This window comes from Bifidobacterium saguini DSM 23967 (assembly GCF_000741715.1).
Taxonomy (GTDB): Bacteria; Actinomycetota; Actinomycetes; order Actinomycetales; family Bifidobacteriaceae; genus Bifidobacterium; species Bifidobacterium saguini.
Genome location: NZ_JGZN01000006.1, coordinates 124,008 through 149,034, shown reverse-complemented (window position 1 = coordinate 149,034; position 25,027 = coordinate 124,008). Strand labels below are relative to the sequence as shown.

General features: G+C 57.3%; 21 protein-coding genes. 6 read left to right on the top strand and 15 right to left on the bottom strand.

All coding sequences use genetic code 11. From position 1 onward, the window contains the following. Positions 1–23: 23 nt before the first annotated feature. The 14 genes from BISA_RS03765 to BISA_RS03700 all read right to left on the bottom strand — a co-directional run bounded on the left by BISA_RS03765 (position 24) and on the right by BISA_RS03700 (position 16,588). Positions 24–539 (bottom strand): arginine repressor, encoded by a 516-nt coding sequence (locus tag BISA_RS03765; RefSeq protein WP_033890314.1) that lies wholly within the window; start codon positions 537–539, stop codon positions 24–26. Further along, complete coding sequence (gene argF / locus BISA_RS03760; protein ID WP_033890313.1) at positions 536–1,501, bottom strand: ornithine carbamoyltransferase; 966 nt, start codon at positions 1,499–1,501, stop codon at positions 536–538. The genes BISA_RS03765 and argF overlap by 4 nt, the downstream gene beginning before the upstream one ends. 119 nt (positions 1,502–1,620) lie before the next feature. Beyond that, positions 1,621–2,916: an acetylornithine transaminase gene (locus BISA_RS03755; protein WP_033890312.1), complete on the bottom strand. Its 1,296-nt coding sequence runs from the start codon at positions 2,914–2,916 to the stop codon at positions 1,621–1,623. Then, positions 2,906–3,862, bottom strand: a complete 957-nt coding sequence (gene argB, locus BISA_RS03750) for an acetylglutamate kinase (protein ID WP_033890310.1) — start codon at positions 3,860–3,862, stop codon at positions 2,906–2,908. The genes BISA_RS03755 and argB overlap by 11 nt, the downstream gene beginning before the upstream one ends. A 140-nt stretch (positions 3,863–4,002) precedes the next feature. Next, complete coding sequence (gene argJ, locus BISA_RS03745; protein ID WP_033890309.1) at positions 4,003–5,178, bottom strand: bifunctional glutamate N-acetyltransferase/amino-acid acetyltransferase ArgJ; 1,176 nt, start codon at positions 5,176–5,178, stop codon at positions 4,003–4,005. After that, complete coding sequence (gene argC / locus BISA_RS03740; RefSeq protein WP_033890308.1) at positions 5,175–6,269, bottom strand: N-acetyl-gamma-glutamyl-phosphate reductase; 1,095 nt, start codon at positions 6,267–6,269, stop codon at positions 5,175–5,177. The genes argJ and argC overlap by 4 nt, the downstream gene beginning before the upstream one ends. A 124-nt stretch (positions 6,270–6,393) precedes the next feature. Continuing rightward, complete coding sequence (locus BISA_RS03735; protein WP_033890307.1) at positions 6,394–7,020, bottom strand: DUF4190 domain-containing protein; 627 nt, start codon at positions 7,018–7,020, stop codon at positions 6,394–6,396. A gap of 110 nt (positions 7,021–7,130) precedes the next feature. Further along, entirely contained in the window at positions 7,131–9,740 is a 2,610-nt protein-coding gene (gene pheT, locus BISA_RS03730) for a phenylalanine--tRNA ligase subunit beta (RefSeq protein ID WP_033890306.1), read from the bottom strand. 7 nt (positions 9,741–9,747) lie between these two features. Continuing rightward, complete coding sequence (pheS, locus tag BISA_RS03725) at positions 9,748–10,803, bottom strand: phenylalanine--tRNA ligase subunit alpha (RefSeq protein ID WP_193349258.1); 1,056 nt, start codon at positions 10,801–10,803, stop codon at positions 9,748–9,750. A 77-nt stretch (positions 10,804–10,880) separates the two neighbouring features. Continuing rightward, entirely contained in the window at positions 10,881–11,750 is an 870-nt protein-coding gene (locus BISA_RS03720; protein WP_033890304.1) for a TrmH family RNA methyltransferase, read from the bottom strand. A 172-nt stretch (positions 11,751–11,922) separates the two neighbouring features. Further along, the gene (locus tag BISA_RS03715) at positions 11,923–12,750 is read right to left on the bottom strand and encodes an energy-coupling factor transporter transmembrane component T family protein (protein ID WP_033890455.1); all 828 of its coding nucleotides are present in this window, start codon (positions 12,748–12,750) and stop codon (positions 11,923–11,925) included. Positions 12,751–12,809: 59 nt separating this feature from the next. Further along, complete coding sequence (locus BISA_RS03710; protein ID WP_033890303.1) at positions 12,810–14,336, bottom strand: ABC transporter ATP-binding protein; 1,527 nt, start codon at positions 14,334–14,336, stop codon at positions 12,810–12,812. After that, complete coding sequence (locus BISA_RS03705) at positions 14,336–14,935, bottom strand: ECF transporter S component (protein WP_033890302.1); 600 nt, start codon at positions 14,933–14,935, stop codon at positions 14,336–14,338. Before BISA_RS03705 ends, BISA_RS03710 begins: the two co-directional genes overlap by 1 nt. A 285-nt stretch (positions 14,936–15,220) precedes the next feature. Beyond that, positions 15,221–16,588 carry a dipeptidase gene (locus BISA_RS03700; protein ID WP_033890301.1) on the bottom strand — a complete coding sequence of 456 codons (1,368 nt, stop codon included), beginning with the start codon at positions 16,586–16,588 and terminating at the stop codon, positions 15,221–15,223. Positions 16,589–16,670: 82 nt separating this feature from the next. On the opposite strand from BISA_RS03700, the gene BISA_RS03695 reads away from it, so the two are divergent. The 4 genes from BISA_RS03695 (at position 16,671) to glnA (ending at position 21,529) form a co-directional block, all read left to right on the top strand. Further along, on the top strand, positions 16,671–17,291 hold the full coding sequence (locus tag BISA_RS03695) for a DUF3043 domain-containing protein (RefSeq protein WP_033890300.1): 621 nt from the start codon (positions 16,671–16,673) through the stop codon (positions 17,289–17,291). Between the two features lie 129 nt (positions 17,292–17,420). Further along, complete coding sequence (locus BISA_RS03690) at positions 17,421–18,908, top strand: dihydrolipoyl dehydrogenase family protein (RefSeq protein WP_033890299.1); 1,488 nt, start codon at positions 17,421–17,423, stop codon at positions 18,906–18,908. Between the two features lie 92 nt (positions 18,909–19,000). Further along, the gene (locus BISA_RS03685) at positions 19,001–19,783 is read left to right on the top strand and encodes a DUF4191 domain-containing protein (protein ID WP_033890297.1); all 783 of its coding nucleotides are present in this window, start codon (positions 19,001–19,003) and stop codon (positions 19,781–19,783) included. Positions 19,784–20,092: 309 nt separating this feature from the next. After that, positions 20,093–21,529 (top strand): type I glutamate--ammonia ligase, encoded by a 1,437-nt coding sequence (gene glnA / locus BISA_RS03680; RefSeq protein ID WP_033890296.1) that lies wholly within the window; start codon positions 20,093–20,095, stop codon positions 21,527–21,529. Between the two features lie 100 nt (positions 21,530–21,629). On the opposite strand, the gene BISA_RS03675 is transcribed toward glnA, so the two are convergent. Then, on the bottom strand, positions 21,630–22,004 hold the full coding sequence (locus tag BISA_RS03675) for a hypothetical protein (RefSeq protein ID WP_033890295.1): 375 nt from the start codon (positions 22,002–22,004) through the stop codon (positions 21,630–21,632). Between the two features lie 72 nt (positions 22,005–22,076). On the opposite strand from BISA_RS03675, the gene BISA_RS03670 reads away from it, so the two are divergent. Further along, positions 22,077–23,039, top strand: coding sequence for a cation diffusion facilitator family transporter (locus tag BISA_RS03670; protein ID WP_051917324.1), 963 nt, complete (start codon positions 22,077–22,079; stop codon positions 23,037–23,039). Between the two features lie 379 nt (positions 23,040–23,418). Continuing rightward, complete coding sequence (locus BISA_RS03665) at positions 23,419–24,993, top strand: ATP-binding cassette domain-containing protein (RefSeq protein ID WP_033890293.1); 1,575 nt, start codon at positions 23,419–23,421, stop codon at positions 24,991–24,993. The last annotated feature ends 34 nt before the right edge of the window (positions 24,994–25,027 follow it).

Here is a 25,027-nt window from a genome sequence, read left to right as displayed (position 1 = left end):
CCTCTGACGAGGGAGCCACGCCATTATTTGGAGGCGAGGGCTAGGAGCCAGTCGGCTCGGGCGGCGGCGGTGTCATCATCTGTGCAGATGACCAGCACCGTATCGTCTCCGGCAATAGTGCCAAGCACTCCATCGATAGGCTGCTTATCCACCACGGAAGCCACATATTGCGCGGCACCGGAAGGCGTATGCACCACGATGAGGTTACGGGCGGCGGCAACCGAAGTGACCAATCCACTGAGGACTCGGGCCATCTGAGCCTCGGACCGCTCCCCTACAACAATTTCTCCTTCACCAGCGGTCGCGCCTCGATCAACCGCATATGCCACAGTGCCATCTTTAAGGCGTGTTTTGACCGCGTGCATCTCGTCCAAATCACGGCTCAGCGTTGCCTGAGTCACCACAATGCCCTCATCAATCAGAATTTTGGACAATTGCGATTGTGACGTGACGATATGCGTGGCCAACGCCTGTTCGATGGCACTCAGTCGAGCGGCCCTGGTGGCGGGCCGCTGCAACGATGAAGAGGAATCGCTCATGCCAGCAGGCTTTCGTCTCCACGGGCCTTGCCGGCGAGCCAGGTCATCAAAGCCTTCTGCGCATGCAGACGGTTCTCAGCCTCATCCCACACCACAGACTGCGGGCCGTCAATCACTTCAGAGGTGACTTCCTTGCCACGGTAAGCAGGCAGGCAGTGCTGGAACAGCGCGTCCGGCTTGGCGAGCGCCATGAGTTCCGCATTGACCTGATAGTTCCAGAACGGCTTGGAACGAATGGCATATTCGGCTTCCTCACCCATCGAGACCCAAGTATCGGTGAAGATGCAGTCAGCGTCCTTCACAGCTTCCTTGGCATCAGTGGTGACCAGGATGGAACCACCGTTTTCGGCCGCAATGCGCTCGGCATCAGCCACGATGTCCGGACGAGGCAGATAGCCCTGAGGCCCGGCCACGCGCACGTTCATACCAGCCACGGCACCGCCGAGCAGGTAGGAGTTGGACATGTTGTTGGCGGCATCGCCCACGTAGGCGATGGTCTGGTTCTTCAGGTTATCCACGCCACCGCGATGTTCAGCAATGGTCTGGAAATCAGCCAGGATCTGGCAGGGGTGGAAGTCGTCGGTCAGGGCGTTGATCACCGGATGGGTGGAGTATTTGGCCATTTCCTCCACACGGTCCTGGCCGAAAGTACGCCAGACCACACCGTATGCCATACGATCGAGTACGCGAGCGGTATCAGCCACCGGCTCGCCGCGGCCCAGCTGGGAGCCGGACTTGTCGATGACCAGCGGGTAACCGCCCAGTTCGGCCACACCGATGGAGAAGCTGGAACGGGTGCGGGTGGACGGCTTGTCAAACAGCACGGCGACGGCTTGCGGACCTGCGAACGGCTGCTTGTAGAAACGATCATGATGGAACTTGATGGCAAGTTCCAGAACCTGCTTCTGCTCCTCATGGTTGAGGTCATCGTCGCGCAACATGTGGCGAAGTTCGGGGGTCATATTGGTCTCCTTTTATTACGGGTAACGCGGGGACTCCACTCAGTCAGCTTTGCTGACAGCTCCCCTTACAGAGGTGAGCCGGAGAGAAAAGTCAAATACCGTTACAGTTTTCCCTTAATTCAGTCGTTGGGCAGGTCAGTCGGAACGCTCTTGAGCACTGCCAAAGCCTGATCAACATCTTCGGCAGTGACGATCAGCGGCGGTGCGAAACGCAGCGCATCAGGTGCCACAGCATTCACAATCAACCCATGTTCAAGGCAGTAGTTCATTACCGCGTGAGCGCACGGATGCTTCAGTTCCACGGCATCCAGCAGGCCGCGGCCTCGCACGGATACGTACAGCGGATTGCCTGTGGCCATGATTCCTTCGCGCAGCTGCTTGCCGCGTTCTTCGGCATTGGCAATCAGATGCTCGTCTTCGATTGCGCTAAGCGTGGCGAGACCTGCGGCAGCGCCCAGCGGATTGCCTGCGAACGTGGAACCGTGCGAGCCCGGGGTGAACAGAGATGCAAGCTTCTCGCCAAAAGCGATCATGCCGCCCATCGGGAAGCCTCCGGCCACACCCTTGGCGAACGTGACCATATCTGGGGTAATGCCGCCAGACAGATCTTCGCGCTGGAATGCGAACCAGGAACCGGTACGGCCTATACCAGTCTGCACCTCGTCAATGATGAGCAGTGCATGGTTGATATCGCACATCTCACGCACGAACTTCACATAGTCGGCGCCAAGCGGCTTTACACCGGCTTCGCCTTGAATCAGTTCCAGGATTACTGCGGCGACCGGGCCTTTGCCGTAATGGCCGATGCCGGTCTGGGCAAAGGCATCATGCAAGGCAACTTTGTCTCCAGCGCGCACGAATTCAATATTCGGCACCAGTGGATCATAGGGCTTGCGGATTCCCGGTTTCCATGTTGCGGAAAGCGCACCCATCGTACGACCGTGGAATCCATGAGTCATGGCGATGATACGAGCCGGCTTACCACCCACGGCAGGCAGTGCGCCGGGCAACGTGCGGCCATACAGCTTCGCCAACTTCAATGCCGCTTCATTGCCTTCGGCACCGGAGTTGCCGAAGTAGACCTTGGAGCCTTCGGGAGCGCCAGCAAGCTTGACCAGCTTGGCTGCAAGCTCGATCTGCGGCTCGGACGCGAAATAGTTGCTGATGTGCGCAACCTTTGCCGCCTGATCGGCAACTGCTTTAACCCACTTGGGGTGTGCGTAACCCAGCGAATTAACGGCAATGCCGGCAAGGAAGTCAAGATATTCGTTACCGTCCACGTCCCAGACATGAGCACCCTGGCCATGATCCATAACGCGTAGCGGAGTGCCGAACACGTTCATATGAACCTGGGAGTACTCCCCCAGCCACTTGCTATCTTCAGCGCCCAGTGTTTCCTTTGCTTCAGTAGACATAGGAGCTCCTCATTTCCAGTCCGTCCTCAGGCACGACCATAGTGCCGATACCTGCGGAAGTGAATATCTCATTCAAGATGGAGTGCGGTTTGCGACCATCAATGATGTGTGCCTGAGGCACGCCGCCATCAATAGCACGCACGCAAGCTTCCATCTTCGGGCGCATACCGGATTCCAGATCCGGCAGCATGTCACGCAGATTCTCCACACCGATACGGCCAATCAGAGAGTTCTTGTCCGGCCAATCGGCATACAAACCATCCACGTCGGTCAGAATCACCAGCTTGTGGGCGCCAACAGCAGCAGCCAATGCGGCAGCAGCGGAATCGGCATTCACATTCAACACTTCAGTGGCATCTTCTTCATTCGGAGCCACGGAAGACACCACAGGAATACGGCCTGCGGATACCAGATCTTCCACAGCTGAGGCGTCCACAGACACCACATCGCCAACCAGACCAATATCCGTAGGGGTACCGTCGATAACCGGCTTGCGCTGGGTTGCGGAAAACAGGCCACCATCCTCACCGGATAGACCCACTGCCAACGGACCATGCGCGTTGATCAGGCCCACCAGTTCGCGGGACACTTTGCCGGTAAGTACCATGCGCACCACGTCCATTGCTTCAGGGGTTGTGACGCGCAGGCCACCCTTGAACTCGGACTTGATGCCCAACGCCTTCAGCATATGAGAAATCTGCGGACCACCGCCATGCACCACAATCGGATGGATGCCCACCTGACGCAGAAACACCATATCTTCCGCAAAGCACTGTTTCAGATGCTCGTCGACCATAGCGTTGCCGCCGTATTTGACCACAATGCGCTGGCCGGCAAACTCTTCCAGCCACGGCAACGCCTCAATCAGCACTTCCGCTTTCTGATCGGCGCGCAAATCTGTATGCACGTCAAAATGGAACCCAGGTCCCTTTAATTCCGTAGCCATAAAACTATATTTCCCCTCAATAGTTATTCAACGCGTAAAGGGTTTGGTGCCGGTGTTTGTTGCCAGACCGTAAGCTTGGCCGAACGGCCTCGAGTGTGTCGGACAACGAACACCGGCACAAAACCCGCACACGAATGCGTTCAGCTTTCGTAGTCGGCGTTGATGTGTACGTATTCGTGGGTCAGATCGTCGGTCCACACGGTTGCTTCGGCATTCGAACCGGTGTTCAGATCGATGTCGATATGCACTTCGCGCGGGGTCATGTCAACTTCGCTGCGATCGCGGCCGGCTCCGCCGTTCTCGCAGATGCGCACGCCGTTGACGTCCACGGTCACCTTGTTCGAATCGTATGGAGCCACGTCTTCAGGTACGGTACCGAGAGAGCTGACGATACGGCCCCAGTTCGGATCGTTGCCGGAAATCGCGCATTTGAGCAGGTTGGAGGCAGCTACCGCACGGCCGCAAGCCAAGGCTGCTTCCTCGCTGGTGGCACCGGTGACGGTGATGCGAATGTCGTGGGATGCGCCTTCGCCGTCGCCGATGATTTGGCGGGACAGGCTGCCGCATGCTTCACGCACGAGCTTGTTGAATTCGTCTTTGTCTGGTTCGATGCCGGAAGCGCCGGAGGCAAGTAGCAGCACTGTATCGTTGGTGGACATGCAGCCGTCCACATCAATGCGGTTGAAGGAATGCTCTGCAGCCACAGCGAGTGCGGCCTGCATTTGACCAGCGGAGACCACAGCATCAGTGGTGATGACGCACAGCATGGTGGCCAGCTGCGGAGCGATCATGCCGGAGCCCTTGACCATGCCACCGATCTTCCACCCGTTGGAACCGGTCAGTTCAACCGTCTTGGGCTTGGTATCGGTGGTCATGATGGCATGTGACGCATCCGCACCAGCCTCAGCGGTGTCAGACAGTACTTCGTAAGCCTTGGCGGCACCATCGAGCACATGGTCGAGCGGCAGCAGTTCACCGATCAGGCCGGTGGAGCAAACCGCCACATCTTCCGGCTTGGCGTCAACCAGTTCTGCGACTTTTTCCGCAGTGGCTTTGGACTGCGCATAGCCCTCCTCGCCGGTGCAGGCGTTGGCGCCACCGGAGTTCAGAATCACAGCTTTGACGTGGCCATCCGCCACGATTTTACGGCTCCACTGCACCGGTGCTGCGCAGAAACGATTCGAAGTGAACACGCCAGCAGCGGCATCAAGTGGACCATTGTTGACGACCAACGCCAGATCCTTCTTGCCTTCGACTGCGGAAATCCCGGCTTCCACGCCTGCTGCGGTAAAGCCTTGTGCGAATGTGACGCTCACGGTGCTACTCCAATCTTGGTCAGACCTGCGTCCTCGGGCAGGCCCAGTGCGACATTCAGAGACTGTACCGCTTGACCGGCAGTTCCGCGGTTGAGGTTATCAATAGCTGAAAATGCGTACAGTCGCTCGGACTTGCGGTCAACGGCCACTTGCAGGTGTGCGGCATTGGAGCCAATCACGTTACCGGTCGCTGGCAGCACGCCTTCAGGCAGCAGCACCATAAAGTCCTGACCCTCGTATGCCTTGGCCCAGACGCCACGAATCTCCTCATCGCTCATATCCAACGCCTTTTCGCTCATATGAGCGGAAACAGTGGCGAGAATGCCGCGAGACATAGGAGCCAAAACCGGCGTAAAGCCGAGCGTGAATTCATTGGCCGCTGCGGCGCTCTTACCCGCGGCGTGCGCGAAGTTTTGCAAAATCTCAGGAATATGGCGATGCGTGCCGCCAACACCATACGGCAGCGCGGACTGCAAGGCCTCGGAAGCAAGCAGATTGGTACGCTTCAGATTCTTGCCTGCACCGGAATAACCAACGACCAAATCGGCCACAATATCGGTCGACTCAACAAGTCCTTCGGATATAGCCGGCTGGAGTGCCAGCGTGGTTGCGGTGACATTGCAGCCCGGCCCAGCGATGCGCTTAGTGCCCGGCAATGCCACACGCTGTCGGGTATATGCGCCGTCACTATTCTTACCGGTGATGAGCTCCGGCATACCGTAGGTCCAATGTTCGTAGAAGTCGCCGCCATAGAATTCATCCCACGCACTGCGTTCTTCGAGACGGTGATCAGCGCCCAAATCCACAACTACTGCATTCGGATCAAGCTGGGAAGCCAGTTTGCCGGACGCTCCGTGCGGCAAGGCGAGAATGATAACGTCATGACCGTTAAGGACTTCCGGCGTGGTGTCTTCCACGGTAAGTCCGGCCAGCTGCGGAATGTGCGGCATGTGTTTGGACATGGAATCGCCCACGGAAGAATGGCCAGCCACACAGGTGACTTCAAAGTCGGGGTGGGCAGCAAGAATGCGCAGCGCCTCGCCTCCGGCATATCCCGTGGCACCGGCCACGGCCACTGAATATTTCGGCATACTCATCTCTTTTCAAACTGATGTAACCGAGATGAGTATACATGATTATGCAGACTTATGCATAGTTATGCACAGGTGTGTTGATTCACTTTTCGCACAGGAATCGTTCAGCCAACGTAAACAATCATGCAGAGATAGAATCACCGGAAGAAGAGCCTGCGCCACCGGTAAGCTGCTGCAACGCTTCCTGATAGAGGCTCATGGCATCATAGCCGTTGAGCGCCATCCAAATAACGGCCAGCGTATACAGCACATTCAATACCACAGCGGCAACAGCCAGGCCAAAGCCTTTCATATGGAAAGTGCGGGTGCGCCACATAGCCACAATGCCCATCAGCGCGGAGAGCACCGGCACAGGGAAGAACAGTGCCAGCACGAATGAAATGATTGCATACGAATCCCAATGCCCATACAAAGGATTCTGGTTGGGATCGTTCAAGTCGATGCCGTTGTAGTAATGCGGCTGATACGGCTTGCCAGCCTGATGTTGCTGACCGGCCTGACCATATGGCTGACCCTGCGCTCCGGGATATCTGCCCGGATAGTAGCCGGGCATATTCTGCTGCTGCGCATTGCTACTAGCGGCATTAGCAGTTGCCGCCTGTTGCTCAGCAGTGTTCTGCTTGGAATCCGGTTCAGGAGCGCCATACAGATATGGATTGTAATTGGGGCCATATTGGCCAGCCATAGCACCGTATTCAGGCTGCTTGTACTGCCCGTATTCCGGTGTTTGCTGTTCTGGCTGGCTCATGGCGCTCCTTATGTATTACTTCACAGATGGGTATGGCTCCCCTTAGTCACCTTCGGCGAGCTCCCCTCTTCAGAGGGGAGCCATATTTATTCGGGGAGCCAGAGGGCAGGTCAGGCGCGCAGCTGCGCACCGAGCTTTGCGGCTTCGGCCACGATATTCGCACGAATCGCTTCGCTGTCTTCAGCGGAGAGCGTCTTGCTCGGGGAGCGGAAGACCACAGCGTATGCCAAGGACTTCTTGCCTTCGCCCACCTGCTCACCGGTGAACACATCGAACAGTTCAATGGATTCGAGGTTGGCTCCTGCGGCTTCGCGAATCACATTCTCCACCTGAGCAGCGCTGACCGTATCGTCCACGGTGAATGCCAGATCCTGCTTGACAGGCGGGAACGTGGAAATCGGCTTGGCCTGGACCGGCTTGCCTGTCAGCGTGGCGAACAGATCGGTCAGGTTCAGCTCGAAGGCAGCGGAATGCTCTGGGAAGCCAAGAGCTTCGTTGACGCGCGGGTGCAGCTCACCCACCCAACCGGCGAACACATCGCCAGCCATCACGCGGGCGGCACGGCCCGGATGCCACTGTGCGGGTACATCGTCGGCAGCTGGCTGGTCAAGCGTGATGTTCGCGCCGATACGGCCAGCGATGCGGCGCACCGCTTCCACAGCATCGGACCAATCAACCGGGCGCTTGCCGCCCAGCCAGCCGGCATCCTCAGCCAGACCGGTCAGGATGCCTGCCACATGGTCGGGCTGGTCAGGCAGACCAGCATCGAGTGCAGCCAGCTGCTCGTCGGTCGGGCGAACGCCACCCGGCAATGCCGGGATGGCCGGAGCCTCAGGATCCCACAGGTAGACATGGCCCAGCTCATAGAGGGACACGTTCTCGATGCCACGGCGAATGTTGCGCTGCACGGTGGTGGCCAAGGTCGGCAAAATCTCGCGACGCAGGTACGGGCGATCGCCGTACAGTGGGTTGGCGATTTCCACGCTGACCTTCTTGGTGGACTCAGGATCATAAGCGAAAGCCTTGTAATCCTCATCGCCCACGAATGGGTAGCTCAGCGCTTCCACCATGCCATACTCAGCCAGTTCGTCAGCAATGCGACGGCGACGCAGCTGGTTCGGAGTCAGGCCAACGAGACCTTCCACGGGAGCCGGCGGCACGGAAATCGGAATCTGATCGTAGCCGACCAGTCGAGCAATCTCCTCAACCAAATCGCACGGAGCGGTGAGATCCGGACGCCAGGTCGGCGGAGTGACGGAGAATTCGCCGTTGCCGCCACCGGCAACCGTGCAGCCGATATCGGTGAGAATATCGGAAATACGGTTGATGTCCACGTCGAGACCGGCCACACGCGCCACTTCGGAGGCCTTGAAGTGAATGACCTTGCGACGATGCGTGTTGTTCACATCGTTCGGATGTTCGCTCGGCTCACCATTGCCGTACTTGGCCAGCAGTTCGGCGGCCATTTGAGCGGCGGCCGGCTGCAGCGCAGTGTCCACGCCACGTTCGAAGCGACGGGATGCTTCGGATGGGGTCTTGTGGCGGCGTGCGGAGCGGGCGATGGTCACCTGATCGAAGTGTGCGGCTTCCAGAAGGATGTTCTTGGTTTCGGCGGTCACTTCGCCGTACAGGCCACCCATCACACCGGCAAGGCCGATGATGCGGGAACCGCGCTCACCGTTCGGAGAGTCGGTGATGAGCAAATCTTCGACGCTAAGCTCGTGCTCCTTGCCGTCCAGCGTGGTGAGCTTCTCACCGGCGTTGGCACGACGGACCACAATCGGGCCTTCGAGCTTGTCGAGATCGTAGGCGTGCATCGGCTGACCGAGATCCAGCATCACGTAGTTGGTCACGTCCACGGCCAGAGACAGGGAGCGCATACCTGCACGGGTCAGGCGGCGGCGCATCCAGTTCGGAGTCTTGGCGGTCGGATCGAAGTTCTTCACGATGCGTGCATAGTAGCGGTCGCATCCGGGAACACCGTGAATCGGGTTGTTGTCATCGATTTCGATGTCGATGTCCACCTTGGTGCCCGGCTGGTAGTCAGACGGTTCCGGAGCCTTCTCGTTCAGGGCAATCGCCGGATCAGTGTACGGAGCACCGGTGGAGTGGTGGTATTCGCGGGCCACACCACGGTAGGACAACGTGTAACCGCGATCCGGGGTGATGTTGATTTCGAGCATCGGCTGGTCGAGGTGCAGCAGGTGCATGGCATCCTGGCCGGGCTTCAGAGCCTCGTACTCAGCTTCGGTGAAGCCGTATTCGCGCAGCAGGATGATGCCGTTGTGGTTATCACCCAAGCCCAGTTCGCGCTCGGATGCGCACATGCCGTTGGAGATGTGGCCGTAGGTCTTGCGCGGTTCGATCTTGAAGTCGCCCGGCAGCACGGCACCCGGCAGGGTCACGACGACCTTCTCGCCGGCCTTCATGTTCGGAGCGCCGCAGATGATGCCGCGCGGAACCTTGTTGCCGTTCTCGTCGGTTTCGTTCCATTCATCACCGCAATCAACATGACACCAGTTGATGATCTTGCCGTTCTTCTGCGGTTCCGGAGTGGCCTCCACCACGTAGCCGACCACGATCGGGCCGGTCACCTGAGAGGAGTGAATCTCCTCTTCCTCAAGACCCACCTTGACGAGGTCCTTGGCGAGCTGCTCATAGGTCAGGCCTTCAGGAACCTCAACATGGTCCTTGAGCCAATCGATATCGATCATAGGCATGGCTGAATCACTCCCCCATCACAAACTGTTCGGCGAAACGCACGTCGCCTTCAACCAGGTCGTGCATATCGTTGATGTCGCTGCGCAGCAGCAGCGTGCGCTCCATGCCCACGCCGAAGGCGAAGCCGGTGTACACGTCCGGGTCAATGCCAGCGGACTTCAACACGTTCGGGTTCACCATGCCGCAGCCGCCCCATTCGAGCCAGCCCGGGCCGCCCTTCTTATCAGGGAACCACAGGTCGAGCTCGGCGCTCGGCTCAGTGAACGGGAAGTAGCTCGGGCGCAGACGGGTCTTGGCTTCCGGGCCGAACATGGCCACGGCGAGCTTGTCCAGCACGCCCTTCAGATCAGCCATAGTCAGATGCTTGTCAACGGCAAGGGCTTCGCACTGGTGGAACACCGGGGTGTGGGTGGCGTCAAGTTCATCGGTACGGAACACACGGCCCGGGCTGGCGATGTACAGCGGCACGCCACGGGTGAGCAGTGCACGAACCTGATCGGAGGAGGTCTGCGTACGTACCACCATGTTGGAGCCCACGAAGCCTGCAGCATCCTTGGCCTGGTTGCCCTTGACGTAGAAGGTATCCTGCATCTGGCGAGCCGGATGGTCAGGGCCGAAGTTCAGGGAGTCGAAGTTGTACCATTCGGCTTCAATCTCCGGGCCGGAGGAAATCTGCCAACCCATAGAGATGAAGAAGTCCTCAACGTCTTCCATCAGCTTGGCCAGCGGGTGACGGGCGCCCAGCGGCTTGCGGTTCACCGGCAGCGTCATATCCACGGTTTCGGCAGCCAGAGCAGCCTTTTCAGCGGCTTCCTTGAGCTCTACTTCCTTGGGTCCGTATGCGCGGCCGAAGTCGGCGCGCAGCTTGCTCATAAGCTTGCCCGCGTCCTTCTTCTTATCTACAGGGAGCGAACCGATGGCCTTGCTGGCACGAGTCATCGCAGAGTCAGCGCCTGCGTACTGTGTCTTGATGGCTTTCAGCTCCTCCAGATTGGAGGCGTTCTGGATTTTCTCGATGCCCTCGGCAACCGCAGCGGTTACCTGGTCAGCATCGAACACCATTTGTTCTGCCACGAGAACCCTTTCGTTCGATGATTACTCAACGCGGTTTTCTAATGTTTGCAGCGTATTTTCCAAACTCACATTGTTTCAATATGACCCGACATAGCCAAGCTCATCAGCATGACCGCAGCCGAGGTGCCGAGGTTCAATGATTCGGCTTTGCCGTAGAGAGGAATGGAAATGATTCGCTGGCATTGCTCAAGGATTTCAGGCTCCAAGCCGCGCGCTTCATTGCCGAAGAGCACGGCCTTGCCGGATGCTACTGCAGCAGTATCTGCCAACACTTGGGGCAGGCTTTCCGGTTTGCGTTCCTTGGTGCCGTACACATCGGCGGCCCAAACGTCCACATGTTGGTCAGCAGCCCAGCTGAAGAACTCTTCAGTTCCCATCTGCAGCACAGGAATATGGAATAACGAGCCGACCGTGGAACGAATAACCTTAGGATTCAGCTGGTCCACACAGTCATCCACAAAAATGACAGCATCGCAGCCAGCCGCATCAGCCGCACGAATCACCGTGCCGGCATTACCGGGATCGCGGACCTGCCAGAATGCGGCAATCTGCGGATTCTCTTGCAGTTCTACATCCTCAACGTCGGTATGCATCGCGCGCGCGTTACCTACAGCGAGAATGCCTTGTGCGTCCTTACTGATATGGCGAATGACCTCGCCTGTGCACTGATGCACATAAATGGTGGCATCCTGCGATTTGTCCACGATTTTCTCCAACGTGGACGAGATGATGCGCGGATGCTCCAGCGCTTGGGAGACCTCCACATATAGGTCCTGCACTACATCCGGCCGCCAGGTGACGGCTTCGCGCACCGCTTGCGGACCTTCGATGAGGAAGCGGCCCGAACGTTCGCGACCTTTGGCGCGAGCAAGGTCGGCGATACGGCGTACACGGTCCGACTTGGGATTATCAAGAATCTGGGCATTAATCGGCATAGGCCTTAGCCTACCGCAAGGAGGTACAGCGGAGGTGACAGAAGCAGCATCGCAAAATAATATGGTCCTGCAAGATTGACTACCCCTCAGTCAGCTACGCTGACAGCTCCCCTGACAAGGGGAGCCGAGAAAAACTACGCACCTTGAAAAGCACTGTGCTTGCTGACGCTTTTCAAGCACCTTGAAAAGCGAAATGCCAATTGCCGGTGGTGATGGCTAGGGCTAGGGCGGCGAATGGGATGGCCAGGCAGATGGCGTAGAAAACCCAGTCGATGGCGTGGAGGCTGGAGACACGCGCCTGCGAGCGTGGAGCATCAGAGCCAAAGCCGCGGGCTTCCATTGCGGTTGCCAGCTTGGTGGCACGGCGAATGGAAAGTACCAGAAGACCGAACGCCTGCGAAAGCGCACGCATGATGGCGTTGCCGTCACCAAGGCCGCGAGAACGCTGAGACAGGCCAAGTGCACGCCAATCATCCTGCAACAAGGTGAACATGCGCAGGCCTGCCAGACCGCCGTAGACGAATCGCGGTGAGAAATGCAGGATTTCAACCAATCCATCTGCCAAATCGGTGGGATCGAGTCCAAGCGCCAAAATCACACCGGGTACGGCGATAGCGGCCACACGGATAGCCGTGGCAAGAGCCAGCGGAAACGAACCCTCGGAAATCACAATCCAACCTGCGGACCATAAGATCTCGCCGGAGACTCGCGCATACAGGAATACGGAGATGAAGCTGCCCAACGCGGCTATCCACACCGGCCAGGTTTTGCGGCATACCGTCCACGGTGCTACACCGCCAATCCACAGCAGCACGAATTCAATGGCAAGCGCGCTGGAGGCGGAAACCAAGTCCAAGCTGAAGAACATCGGAATGCACAACAGCAGCGCACCGATAATGCGACTGACCGGATTAATGCGCGCCACGAACCATGAGGGCGAAGCCGGTTTAAACGGCTCCACACGGGTATCCTGCGGACTGACCGTCACATAATCGGAGATATTGACGGCTGCAGTGTCATCCGACTCGTTCGTTTGCACAGTAATCTGCACGGATTCACTCATGCCCGGCTCCCCTCTTGGAACATCACGCGGCGTGCACCCAACGCATTCACCAATGCCTCGTCATGTGTCACCATGATCACACAGGAGCCTTGATCGCGAATAGCTGCGATGAGTTTGACCATTTCGGTCCATGTGGTGAAGTCCTGACCGAATGTCGGCTCGTCCATCACCAACACCTGAGGTGCGGCAGCCAGCATTGAAGCCACGGAAAGACGCCTCTTCTCACCACCGGAAAGCGTATATGGGTTCGCCTGCGCAAATCGGGTCAGATTCATACGTTCCAGCATAGAATCCGCAATGGCATAGGCTTCTTCCTGGGTTTTACCCATCGATTTCGGGCCTACGGCCACTTCGTCACGTACAAAGTTCGCAGCGAACTGGTGCTCCGGCTCTTGGAACACCATGCCGATGCGGCCAAGCAGTTCACGACTCTTCCATGTAATAGGCTCACGGCGCTCCGCCCGTGGAGCAAGGTTTTCAGCAATCAGCACCTGACCGTCCACAGGTGGCAGCAATCCGGCTAACGTCAACGCGAATGTTGACTTTCCTGCACCATTCGGACCCATCAGAGCAGTGACTTCACCCGGGTAGAAATCAAGGTTGATACCACCGCCCAGCGCACTGCCTCGGCCAAAGCTTAAGTTTCGGCAGCTCAACACCGGCGTATGCTCGTCGGTCTGAGAAGTATCTGCTGTCACATTGCGCACGCGTACAGCCTGAGATGCAGCCGACCCGGGACGATAATCCGGAATTGTGCGCCCCGGAACCCATGCGCCACCGGAAGCCAGCACATCACCCATTGCGGCGAACACTTCATCCGGCTTGCCATCGGCGATAACAGCACCGGCTGGCGAGCCTGGTTCGGGACGGCCGAGCACAATCACACGGTCGACCATATCCAGCCATACATCAATATGGTGTTCCACCACTACCATTGTCTGGCCAGTGGCTTCAACAACCTTCTTCACCGCGTCATGCACCTCGACCACGCCTTCGGGATCGAGGTTCGCGGTTGGCTCGTCAAGCAGCAGCAGTCCCGGCTTCATGGCGAGCACGCCAGCCAGAGCCAAACGCTGGCGTTGGCCACCGGAAAGATGACGAGTGGAACGATTGAGGTCAAGGTCTCCCAAACCCACGAGGTTCAGGGATTCGCGTACTCGCTGCCAAATTTCCTCGCGTGGCACGTTGAGGTTTTCGCAGCCGAATGCTGCGTCATCACCCAATCGTTCAAGAATAATCTGCGAGTCCGGGTCTTGGAGTACCAGGCCCACGCGGCCTCGCGCTTCGCGGGCGTCCACGCCGTCGATGGTCAGCGAACCTTCCTGTTCACCTTCCTCATCGCCGCCGAGCACGCCAGCAAGCCCAGCCATCATTGTGCTTTTGCCAGCGCCTGAAGCGCCAAGTAAGAGTACACGTTCACCTGGCTGGATAGTGAAATCAACGGCACGCAACGCGAAATCCTTACGCGTTGCGTGCCTCCAGCCCCAGCCGTTGGCTTCAACGGCGGCCGGTTGTACCTGCATCAGACGCGAGCCTGAGCGCGACCGGACTCGAAGCGATCAAGCACGCCGGTGGCGGCAATCGCGCGAGAGAAGAACCAAACCACGATGCCGGCGATCACGAGGCCGGAGATGATGGAACCAACGAGGTACCAGGTGACGCGCAGACCGTTCCAGCCCGGGTTGGTTGCCCAGTAGTAAGCCCAGCAGCCGACGCCGGCCAGAGCACCGGAGAGCAGAGTGGTGCCGATGTTCCACTTCTTGTAAGCGAACACGGCGAATGCGATTTCAGCACCGAGGCCCTGAATGATGCCGACGATCAGAGAACCACCAACGCCCCACTGGTTGCCCAGAGTGAGCTCGAGGAAAGCGGCGAGGGTTTCAGCGAACAGTGCAGCACCCGGCTTGCGCACGATGATGGCGGCCAGCGGACCGGCGAACAGCCAGAAGCCGTTCAACAGGCCTTCGAAGCCCGGGGTGACGCCTTCGAACAGGGTCAGCGGAACAGCGCAGACGATGTCCCAGCCCCAGAAGATAACACCAGATGCAACGGCGATGATAGCGGCGACGACGATATCAACAACGCGCCACTTGTAATTGGCCTTAGCTACAGCTTCAGTCATGATTGTGCCTTTTCTTCTCTTCTCATGTGATGTAAGGCTGTGAATCCTTTACATCGCTTGGGTTCAGGCACGGGTATGTAAGAGCGACAATTCCGTGACGAACGGCATTACCCGGTCACGTTCCATCGGTCGAGACTTGTATGTCTCCTCTCAGCCGCCTTAAGGCAGCTCCCGTGTCAACTCCATGACTATAAGGCAAAGTGCAGCCAAAGGCAATAGCCGAATATGAGAAAGCGGAATCAGCAAATCCGCTGACTCCGCTTTCTTACCATCTGATGAAGGTAACTACTTACCTAACTTGGCAAGCAGCAGGGCTTCGGTGATTACGTTGTGCTTCAAGCCGTAGAGCGAGATGGACTCGTTTGGACTGTGCGCGTTGGCCTTCGGGTCTTCCGGGCCGGTGACCAGCACCTGAGCGGATGGGAACAAGCGCTGCAGTTCCGGAATGAATGGAATTGAACCGCCCTGACCCTGATTGATCGGAGCAACACCGAACGCTTCTTCCATAGCCTCAAGCGCATCCTTAGTGGCCTCAGCGTTCGGGTCCATAGCCCAACCCATGCCGTTCTCCAGCTTGGCCACTTCAACCTCGGCACCAAATGGCGGATTGGCCACAAGGAATGCGGCCAACGCATCCTGAGCCTCTTCAGGACGCTGGTTTGGCGCGGTGCGCAGAGACAGGCGGAAGCGAGTCTCCGGAGCAATCACATTGAAGGAGCCCTCCACCGGGTGAGCATCAAAACCAATCACCGTCAGGCTCGGCTTGGTCCACAAGCGAGAGGCCAAGGAACCGGTGCCAGCGAGCACATATCCATCAACAGCACCGGCATCGGCACGCACACCGGCCTCATCGACATCCTGCTGCAAACCGCCAATCGGCTCTTCGGAAGCAATGCCCGGCACGGCAATATCGCCGTTAGCGTCGTACAGCGAGGCAATCAGCATCGCAGCCAGCGTATTGGAGTCCAAGATCGGGCCGCCATACTGACCAGAGTGCACTGGATGCTTCAGGCCACGTACGGTCACGTCCACGCAAGTATTGCCACGAAGCGAGGTGGTCAGCGACGGGATCTCGGCGGACCAGTTGCCAGAATCGGCCACGATGATTACATCAGAGTCGAACTCATCCTTGTGCGCAGTGATGAACGGGATGAAGCTCGGCGAGCCCATCTCCTCCTCACCTTCGATGAACACCTTGATATTCACCTTGAGATCATCGCCCAATGCTTTCAGAGCGCCAGAGTGAATCGCAATACCGCCGCCATCATCAGCGGAACCGCGACCATAGAGTCGGCCGTCAATCTCGGTACCCACGAACGGATCGGTGTTCCATTCAGCCGGATCCGGCACCGGCTGCACATCATGGTGGGCGTACAGCAGCACGGTAGGCGCACCGGGATCCACAATACGAGAGCCGATAACCTCCCAAGCGCCCGGAGTACCATCCTCATTCGTGGCCTGCACTACCTTGGCATCAATGCCAACCAGCTTGAGCTCCTCGGCCACGAATTCAGCCGAACGCTTCATATGTTCGGCGGTAATGCCCTTGGCGGAAACCGATTGCAGAGCAATCTTCCGGTTCAGCAGTTCAACAATGCGATTCCAGTCATCTTCGACGCGCTCGCGCACCTGGTCCACGGTGAGTTCCGCCATGTGTTCTCCTTATATATAAGGGCGTTATACCAATGGTTACGCCTACACAACATGTGTCTGAACGTCACCGTAACCTCAAAGCATGACATGGAACCCGTTCAAGAAAAAAGAGGCCCAAGTTCCCGTGGAACAGGCCGAAGAGAAGAACACTAATCCGTCCGCTGGCAAGGGCCGCCCGACCCCGAAGATGAAGAAGGCACAGGCTGCCGGTATCCGCCCGCTGGTTCCCACCGACCGTAAGGCCAGCGCCAAAGCCGCCAAGGCTCGTATGCGCGAGCGCGAGAACCGCGAGTACGCGGCTATGCAGAGCGGCGATCTGAACAATATGCCGAAGTCCGAGCGACTGCCGTGGCGTATTTACATCCGCGATTATGTGGATGCCCGCTTCAACTTGGGCGAATGGTTCATTCCTGTGGCGTTCGCCATTCTGATTGTCTCCATGTTCGTTACTTCCGCATCGCAGAACGCTTGGGCTTCCATCATCATGATGACTCTGATGTATGGTTACCTGATTGCCGTTGTCATTGATGTGTGGCTGATGTGGCGCAAGCTCAAGGCTAAGCTCATTGCCAAGTACGGCGAGGCTTCCGTGGCCAAGGGCTCCCGCTCCTTCTCCTACGCTTGGAGCCGCTCCATTCAGATGCGTCGCTGGCGTTTGCCGAAGCCGCGTTATGACAAGCGCGGTCACTGGCCTGAGGACTAGTTACTGATTCACAACGCTTGTTGTATTTGATTTGCACTATGGCTCCCTATGATGGGAGCCATAGTCATATGTAATGGGGAATAGTCCGATTTTGCAGCTACAGATCGGGTGCGGACAAAGGAGTGCATGATGAGCGAACAGTATGATGTGGCAATTATCGGCGCTGGTCCTGGAGGTTATTCCACAGCTTTGCGCGCTGCGGAACTTGGGTTGAAAGTTGCGCTGGTCGAACGTGATGCCACGGTTGGCGGAACTTGTCTCAATCGCGGATGTATTCCTTCCAAAGCACTGATTACCGCCACACATACCATTGACACCGTGCACAGGGCTGCGGAACTTGGTGTCAATGCTTCGGTTGACGGCATTGATTTCGGCACGTTGCGTGATTACAAACTGCGTATCGTGGACACGATGGTTCGCGGGCTCGCGGGTCTTTTGGCACATCGCGGCATTACTGTATTGCGCGCTTCCGCAACGTTCAAGGCTGACGAAACCGATGCTGAGGGGCGTCATCTTGTGCATCTGGCTCCTGCTGACGGGCAGGCCACTATCATCGCTTTTCATAAGGCGGACGTACCGGAGCCGGCAGGCAGCCATATTGACTTGGTGGCGAACCATATCGTTATCGCCACTGGGGCCAAGCCACGCCCACTGCCGAATAATCCATTCGCGGCAGCCTTGATCGATTCCACCCACGCATTGGAGCTCAACGAATTTCCTTCTTCCGCTGTAGTCATTGGAGCCGGAGCGGTGGCATTGGAATTCGCTTCGATGTGGAATGCAGCCGGATCGAACGTCACACTGCTGATTCGTAAGGACCGTGTACTGTCGAACTGGGATCGCCGTGCCGGAGTCACACTGACCCGCGAGCTCAAACGGCATGGCGTCAATATCATCACCCATACCAATGTGACCCATGTGGATATCGGCGCGAATCTTGGCGCCACGGTGCACTACACCAAGGATGGCGTTGATGGCGAGCAGCAGGTTTGGGGAGAAATTGCCTTGGCTGCCATCGGCCGCGACCCCAATACCGACCCGGCCTGGGGTGTTTCACTGACCGAAAACGGACTCGTTGCCACGGATGCGTTTGGCCGAACGAATGTTTCTGGTGTTTGGGCCGTGGGCGACATTACCGTAGGCCATGCTCTGGCGCATCGAGCGTTCGAGCAGGGGCTGGTTATTGCGGAAACCATCGCCGGCCTGCATGTTGCACCGGTCGATGAGACTAGTGTGCCGCAAATCGTGTTCTCCTCCCCTGAAGCCGCATCCGTTGGACTGACGCTGGATCAGGCACAGGAACGAGAAGATTTGCTTGAAGTCAAGGAAACCGTGTATCCGATGATGGCTAACGCCCGTATGCTCATGCGTGGTACCGCGGGATCGCTGACCGTGGTGTCCGGCTGCAGCCAGGAGGACCCTGATACTCCACGAGTGCTTGGCGTGCATATGGTCTCCCCTCTCGCCTCGGATATCATTGCCGAAGCCGAACAACTGGTGGGTAATCATGTGCCATTGTCAGATGCTGCGCGGTTGATTCACCCACATCCCACGTTCAGCGAGACGTTGGGCGAAGCACTGCTCAAAGCAGACGGACGGCCGCTGCACACGAGATAATCACGAGATAATTGCAAATCGCGGACCAGCGCACCTGATACAGTTATTTGCCAGTGTGTTCATTGCAATAGCATGCAGTAAAGGAAAGAGTGATGGCGGACAAGGAAGCAAAGCCTAAGAAGCAAAGCACAATCAAGCAGGTTATCCAGATTTACAAGTACACGGCCAAGGAAGATAAGGCCCTGCCGTGGCTTGAAGCCGGCTCCTTCCTGCTGCCGGTTGTGGTTATGATCATCATCGGCCTGATCTTCAAGTGGTCTTGGCTTACTTGGATCTTCCTGATGATTACGGCCGTTATGCTGGGTCTGCTGTTCGCCACGATGATGCTGACCCGCCGTGCTGATGCCGTGGGCTACAAGCAGATTGATGGCAAGCCGGGTGCGGCCATCGGCGTGCTGAGCAACATGAGCAAGGCCGGTTTCGACTTCCCGCAGGAGCCGGTGTGGATCGACCCGAAGACCAAGGACGCTATTTGGCGCGGTACTTCGATGAACGGCATTTACCTGATCGGCGAAGGCGATTATGGCCGCATTATGAAGGCTATGGATCGTCAGGAGCGTGAAATCAAGGGCGTTACCGCCGGCTCCTCCATTCCGGTTTACCGTATTTCCGTGGGCCACGGCCCCAAGCAGGTGCCGCTGGACAAGCTGCGCAACACGGTGACCCATTCCAAGAGCTACGAGCCGACCAACCACAAGAATGCGCTGATCGCCAAGATTCATCCGCGTCGCCGCTTCCTGCTGACCAAGGCTGAAATGGCTACGCTGAACGATCGTCTGCGCACGCTGCAGGCCAAGAAGGGGTACAACGTGCCTAAGGGCATCGACCCGTACCATCCGCAGAAGGTTTCCCGCCGAGCAATGCGCGGCCGCTGACCGGCAAAGCACGTAGAGCTGCTTCAAGCCCTGACATCCGAATCATTTTGGATGTCAGGGCTTTTTCTATAGTCTCCTTGCTCACCTTTGTTCGCGGCATTACCACTCGTACGCTCGCTGCGCTGTCCACGTTACGGACGAACTCACGGTGTCTGCATTTTCTCCCTGAAATATCAATTCCTTGAAATTTCGCGGTTCATCGGCATTCATAAACCAGTACGAAACATTCTCGTAACCCAAGTTTCGAGCTGGCGAAACGCGCGATTTTACGATGGGTACTGTTAAATTTCACACGAAAGGAGCGGTCCCGTGACCGAACTCAAGTCCAAGGAAGACGCCGAGGCCCTTATCAATAAGGAAGGCATCGAGTATGTCTCCGTTCGTTTCACCGATCTTATCGGCGTTCAGCAGCACTTCACCGTGCCGGCTAGCGAGTTCCTGAAGGACGCATTCACCGACGGCATGCCGTTCGATGGTTCCTCCGTCCAGGGCTTCCAGGCCATCAACGAGTCTGACATGAAGCTGGTGCCGGATGTTGCCACCGCATTCGTTGATCCGTTCCGTAAGCACAAGACCCTCGACGTGGCCTTCTCCATCGTCGACCCGCTGACCGACGAGCCGTACTCCCGCGATCCTCGTCAGGTTGCCGGCAAGGCTGAGGCTTACCTGAAGTCCACCGGTATCGCCGACACCGCATCCTTCGCTCCTGAAGCTGAGTTCTTCATCTTCGACAAGGTCCGCTTCGAGAACGGCATGAACCGTTCCTTCTACGAGGTCGACTCCATCGAAGCTCCGTGGAACTCCGGCGTTGATGTTGAGGAAGACGGCACCCCGAACATCGGTTTCAAGAACCGCGTCAAGAAGGGCTATTTCCCGGTTCCTCCGATTGACCACACTCAGGATCTGCGCGACGACATGGTCGCCAACCTGCAGAAGGTCGGCCTGATCCTCGAGCGTTCTCACCACGAGGTCGCCGGCGCTGGCCAGCAGGAGATCAACTACCGCTTCAACACCCTGCAGCATGCAGGCGATGACCTGATGAAGTACAAGTACGTTGTCCACGAGACCGCTGCTCTGGCTGGCAAGTCCGCCACCTTCATGCCGAAGCCGATTGCTGGCGACAACGGCACTGGCATGCACTGCCACCAGTCCCTGTGGAAGGACGGCAAGCCGCTGTTCTACGATGAGAAGGGCTACGCCGGTCTGTCCGATCTGGCTCGCTGGTACATCGGCGGCCTGATCAAGCACTCCTCCTCCGTACTGGCCTTCACCAACCCGTCTCTGAACTCCTACCACCGTCTGGTTCCGGGCTTCGAGGCTCCGGTCAACCTGGTGTACTCCGCTCGTAACCGTTCGGCCGCCATCCGTATTCCGCTGGCTGGCACCTCCCCGGCTGCAAAGCGTATCGAGTTCCGTGCTCCGGATCCGTCCTGCAACCCGTTCCTCGCCTTCTCCGCTCAGCTGATGGCTGGCCTGGACGGCATCCTGAACCACATCGAGCCTCCGGAACCGGTCGACAAGGATCTCTACGAGCTGCCTCCGGAAGAGCACGCTGGCATCAAGCAGGTCCCGAGCTCCTTGGCTGAGGCTATGGATGCTCTGGAAGAGGATCACGACTTCCTCACCGCTGGCGACGTCTTCACCGACGATCTCATTGAGACCTGGATTGGCCTCAAGCGCGACGAGATCGATCAGGCTCGCCTGACCCCGACCCCGCTCGAGTACGAGCTCTACTACCACATCTGATAGGTAGTTTTAGGTCATAATAAAACCCCAGTTGCTTTCGGGCAGCTGGGGTTTTATTAGTTCTTGTCTGGCTTAATTATGACTGAGCTGTGCAAACCAATCAGAACAATGGTTCCATGCCTTCAGCCTGAGGCTTGCGCGGCTTAGTAGTCCTGCCGGCATAACGCGCATACACCAGCCAGCTGCCATCCTGATTTTCCATGCGGGCCTCAAATTTGCCGCCCTCAAAGCCACGACGCTCGCCATTGCGAATCTTCAATACCGCTTTATTCGCAGCCGCACGATTGACGGACTCCCCCACCTTATACCAGCCCGGATGTGCTTTCAGCCATGTCGCCAAAGCTGGGCCGTTACGCTTAATCTGCGGTCGCGAATCCTCAAGCTGTGCATCATAGCCTTTTCTACGGCATTGCTGCAGGAAATGCGCCGCTTCTAGCGGGTCATCAAAAGCTACCCTAATCGTCGTTTTTCCCATAAAAGATTAGTATACCTCTCAGTGAATGGTGCTCACGAGAAAGCCTATAATGCTCCTTGAAAGAGGAGATATATCGTGTCTGATCAGAAAAATGCAGGCGCTGCAGTCAAAGCAGCACTGCTTGCCAATGTTGGTGTGGCTTGCGCCAAATTTGCCGCGGCCGCATTTACCGGTTCATCATCCATGTTTTCAGAATCCGTGCACTCGGTGGCTGATTGCGCCAACGAATTGGTGCTCATGCTGGGAGACAAGGCTTCGGATCGCAAATCCCGCGGCGATCATCCATTCGGCTTGCATCGTGTGAAGTATTTGGCCAGTTTCATTGTGGCCACGCTGCTCTTCTTCGTTGGTGGCGTGTTCGCCGTATCGCAGGCTGCGGGCAAACTTGCCGGGTTGATTGAAGGTACTGTGCCGCGCGAAGCCGAATCGGTGGAGCTTATTGCCGCACTGGTTGTGGTTGGCATTTCCGCCTGCCTGGAAGGATACGGCCTGCACACTTCCATACATGAGGCGCGCGATCGCATGAAGCGCGTCAAAGTAGAGGATGATTCTTTAATAGGCTTCTGGCGCCGCACCAAGTCAGCTGAGCTCGCCTCGGTCATGATGGAGGATACGTTGGCGCTGATCGGCCTTGCGTTCGCAGGATTGGGCATCGGCCTTTCCATTATTACCGGCGACGAACTCTATGATGCCATCGGTGGTATGCTCGTCGGTCTGGTGCTGGTCTGCGGTTCGGCGGCTTTGGCCTTTAAGTCCGGCTCTCTATTGGTTGGTGAAAGCCTCGATCCCAGCACGCGCGCGCAGGTTGTCAAGGCCGTGGAAAGCACCGACGGCGTGGACCGCCTGATCAATATGCAGGCGATTCATATGGATGAGGATTCCGTACTGCTGTGCTTGAAAGTCGAAACGTCAAAGCTTGACCGAGACTTTGACGTGCAGACCGTCGACAAGATTGAGACCAATATCCGCGGCGCTCTGCCGTGGTATGAGTGGGAAATCTACGTCGAGCCAGACATCTGGCGCGCGCAGCATTAAGTGTCACTTCCCTAGCGCCGTCTCTGTCTGCCCGCTACCCGCTCATCCCGCAGCGAATAGTTCTCATTAAGAACCGCACATTACCGCACAAATGAGGAAGGCTGGGAATGGCTTTATTCCGCCAATTCCAGCCTTATTATGCGCGGTTGCCTTCAAATAGTCCACACACAGTTCTTATTGAGAATGATTCGCTGCGGGATATGCTATGCTGGCAAAGCCTGAAAAACCATAAAGGAGAACATACTAGGTTGCTGATCTGATAGCTGCGGGTACCATGACGGGATTATGCGCATCGATGCGCACTGCCATGCTGCTATCAATCTGTATCCGCTGCCATCACTCATCATAAGGCAGTGCGCCCAACCATATGGAGGCGCTTATGCAAGCTATCACCTTGTCCTTAAGCAATATCAGCTTTACCTATCCGACAGCCGTAGATCCGCTCTTTACCCGGGTCAACTGCACGTTCCCGCAAAGCTGGACCGCCGTATTAGGCGACAACGGCATCGGCAAATCCACATTGATGGCAATCGCGCGAGGCAAACTCCGTCCCGATAGCGGGCAAGTGTCGCCCAATAATCTCGTATTGCGCTACTGCCCGCAAGATATAGCGGTCCAACCCGTGAATCTGGAGGACTTCGCCGCCGATTGGCAAACCGAAACCATCCGGCTACGAGAGCGACTCAGCATTAGAGATGATTGGGCGTACCGGTATGACACCTTGTCTGGCGGTGAACAGAAACGTCTGCAAATCGCATGTGCACTGGTACAGAAACCTGACGTGCTCATTCTGGATGAGCCTACCAATCATGTGGATGAACCGACCCAGCAGGCCATCATCGAGGTCATGCGAAACTACAGGGGAATCGGCATCGTCGTCTCCCATGATGTAACGCTCATCGACGCCACTTGCACACGCTGCGTCATGTTCGAGCGCAAGCACATCGGCGGGCAAAATGTCACTGAAGTCAATACCTACCAAGGCAACTACAGTCAGGCCAAGGAGCAGCGGCAATGTCATGACCGCACTGCTCTGGAACAACTGGCCGGCACCCGCCGGGAGGTAAAGAGGCTAGAAGCCGCACAATCGCAACGATTCACCAAGGTGCAGCAGGCCGAAGCAGCCAAGCGGCATGGCGAGCGCATCAGTCCCAAGGATCACGACGCCCGCAATCGCAGGAATCTGGCAAAAATGACTGGATTGGATGCTGGAGTCAGCCGCTCATATGCGCAGCTCAATGGCCGGCTTGCCAAGGCCCGGCAATCAGGCGAAGCGATATCGACGGCGTCCAAACGATATGACGGCAATATATGGATGGACATCACGCCTAGCGCCAAGCATGAGCTGATTCGTCTTGAGCCAGGAGTCATTCCATTTGACAAGCAACTGAGGGATAAGCCATTGTCTGTAGCGTCTCAGTCGGGGGATACGATTCGACTCGCTCTTCCTCAAGGCAGCATGACTTCTGAGGGGTTGAAGATACCGTTGATCAGTGTCGGTCCGCTCGACCATCTTGTCATCACCGGGCCGAATGGTGCCGGCAAGTCAACATTGGTAAGCGCGATGATTGATGCCGCGGCCAATGTTCCTGCGCTGGTAATTCGGCAAAACACAACAGCAGCAGATGCCGACCGAGCCATCACATTGCTGCATGGCCTCAGCCCAGTCGATACATCGATGGTACTGAGCGCGTATGCACAACTTAACGCAGATCCGGATAGGCTTCTTCACGGCGAGGTGGTCTCCCCTGGTGAGCTGCGTAAACTGCTGCTATGCCTTGGGCTGGTAAGAAAACCGCAGCTTATTGTGATGGATGAGCCGACGAATCATCTTGATCTCAATTCCAAGACTGCTTTCGCACGCACGCTCGGTAGCTACCCTGGAGCATTGATTATTGTTTCGCATGATGATTGGTTTGTGCGGCAGCTTACCGCAGCGAATGGTTCTCATTAAGAACTGTGCGCGGAAAGAGCACATTACCGCACAA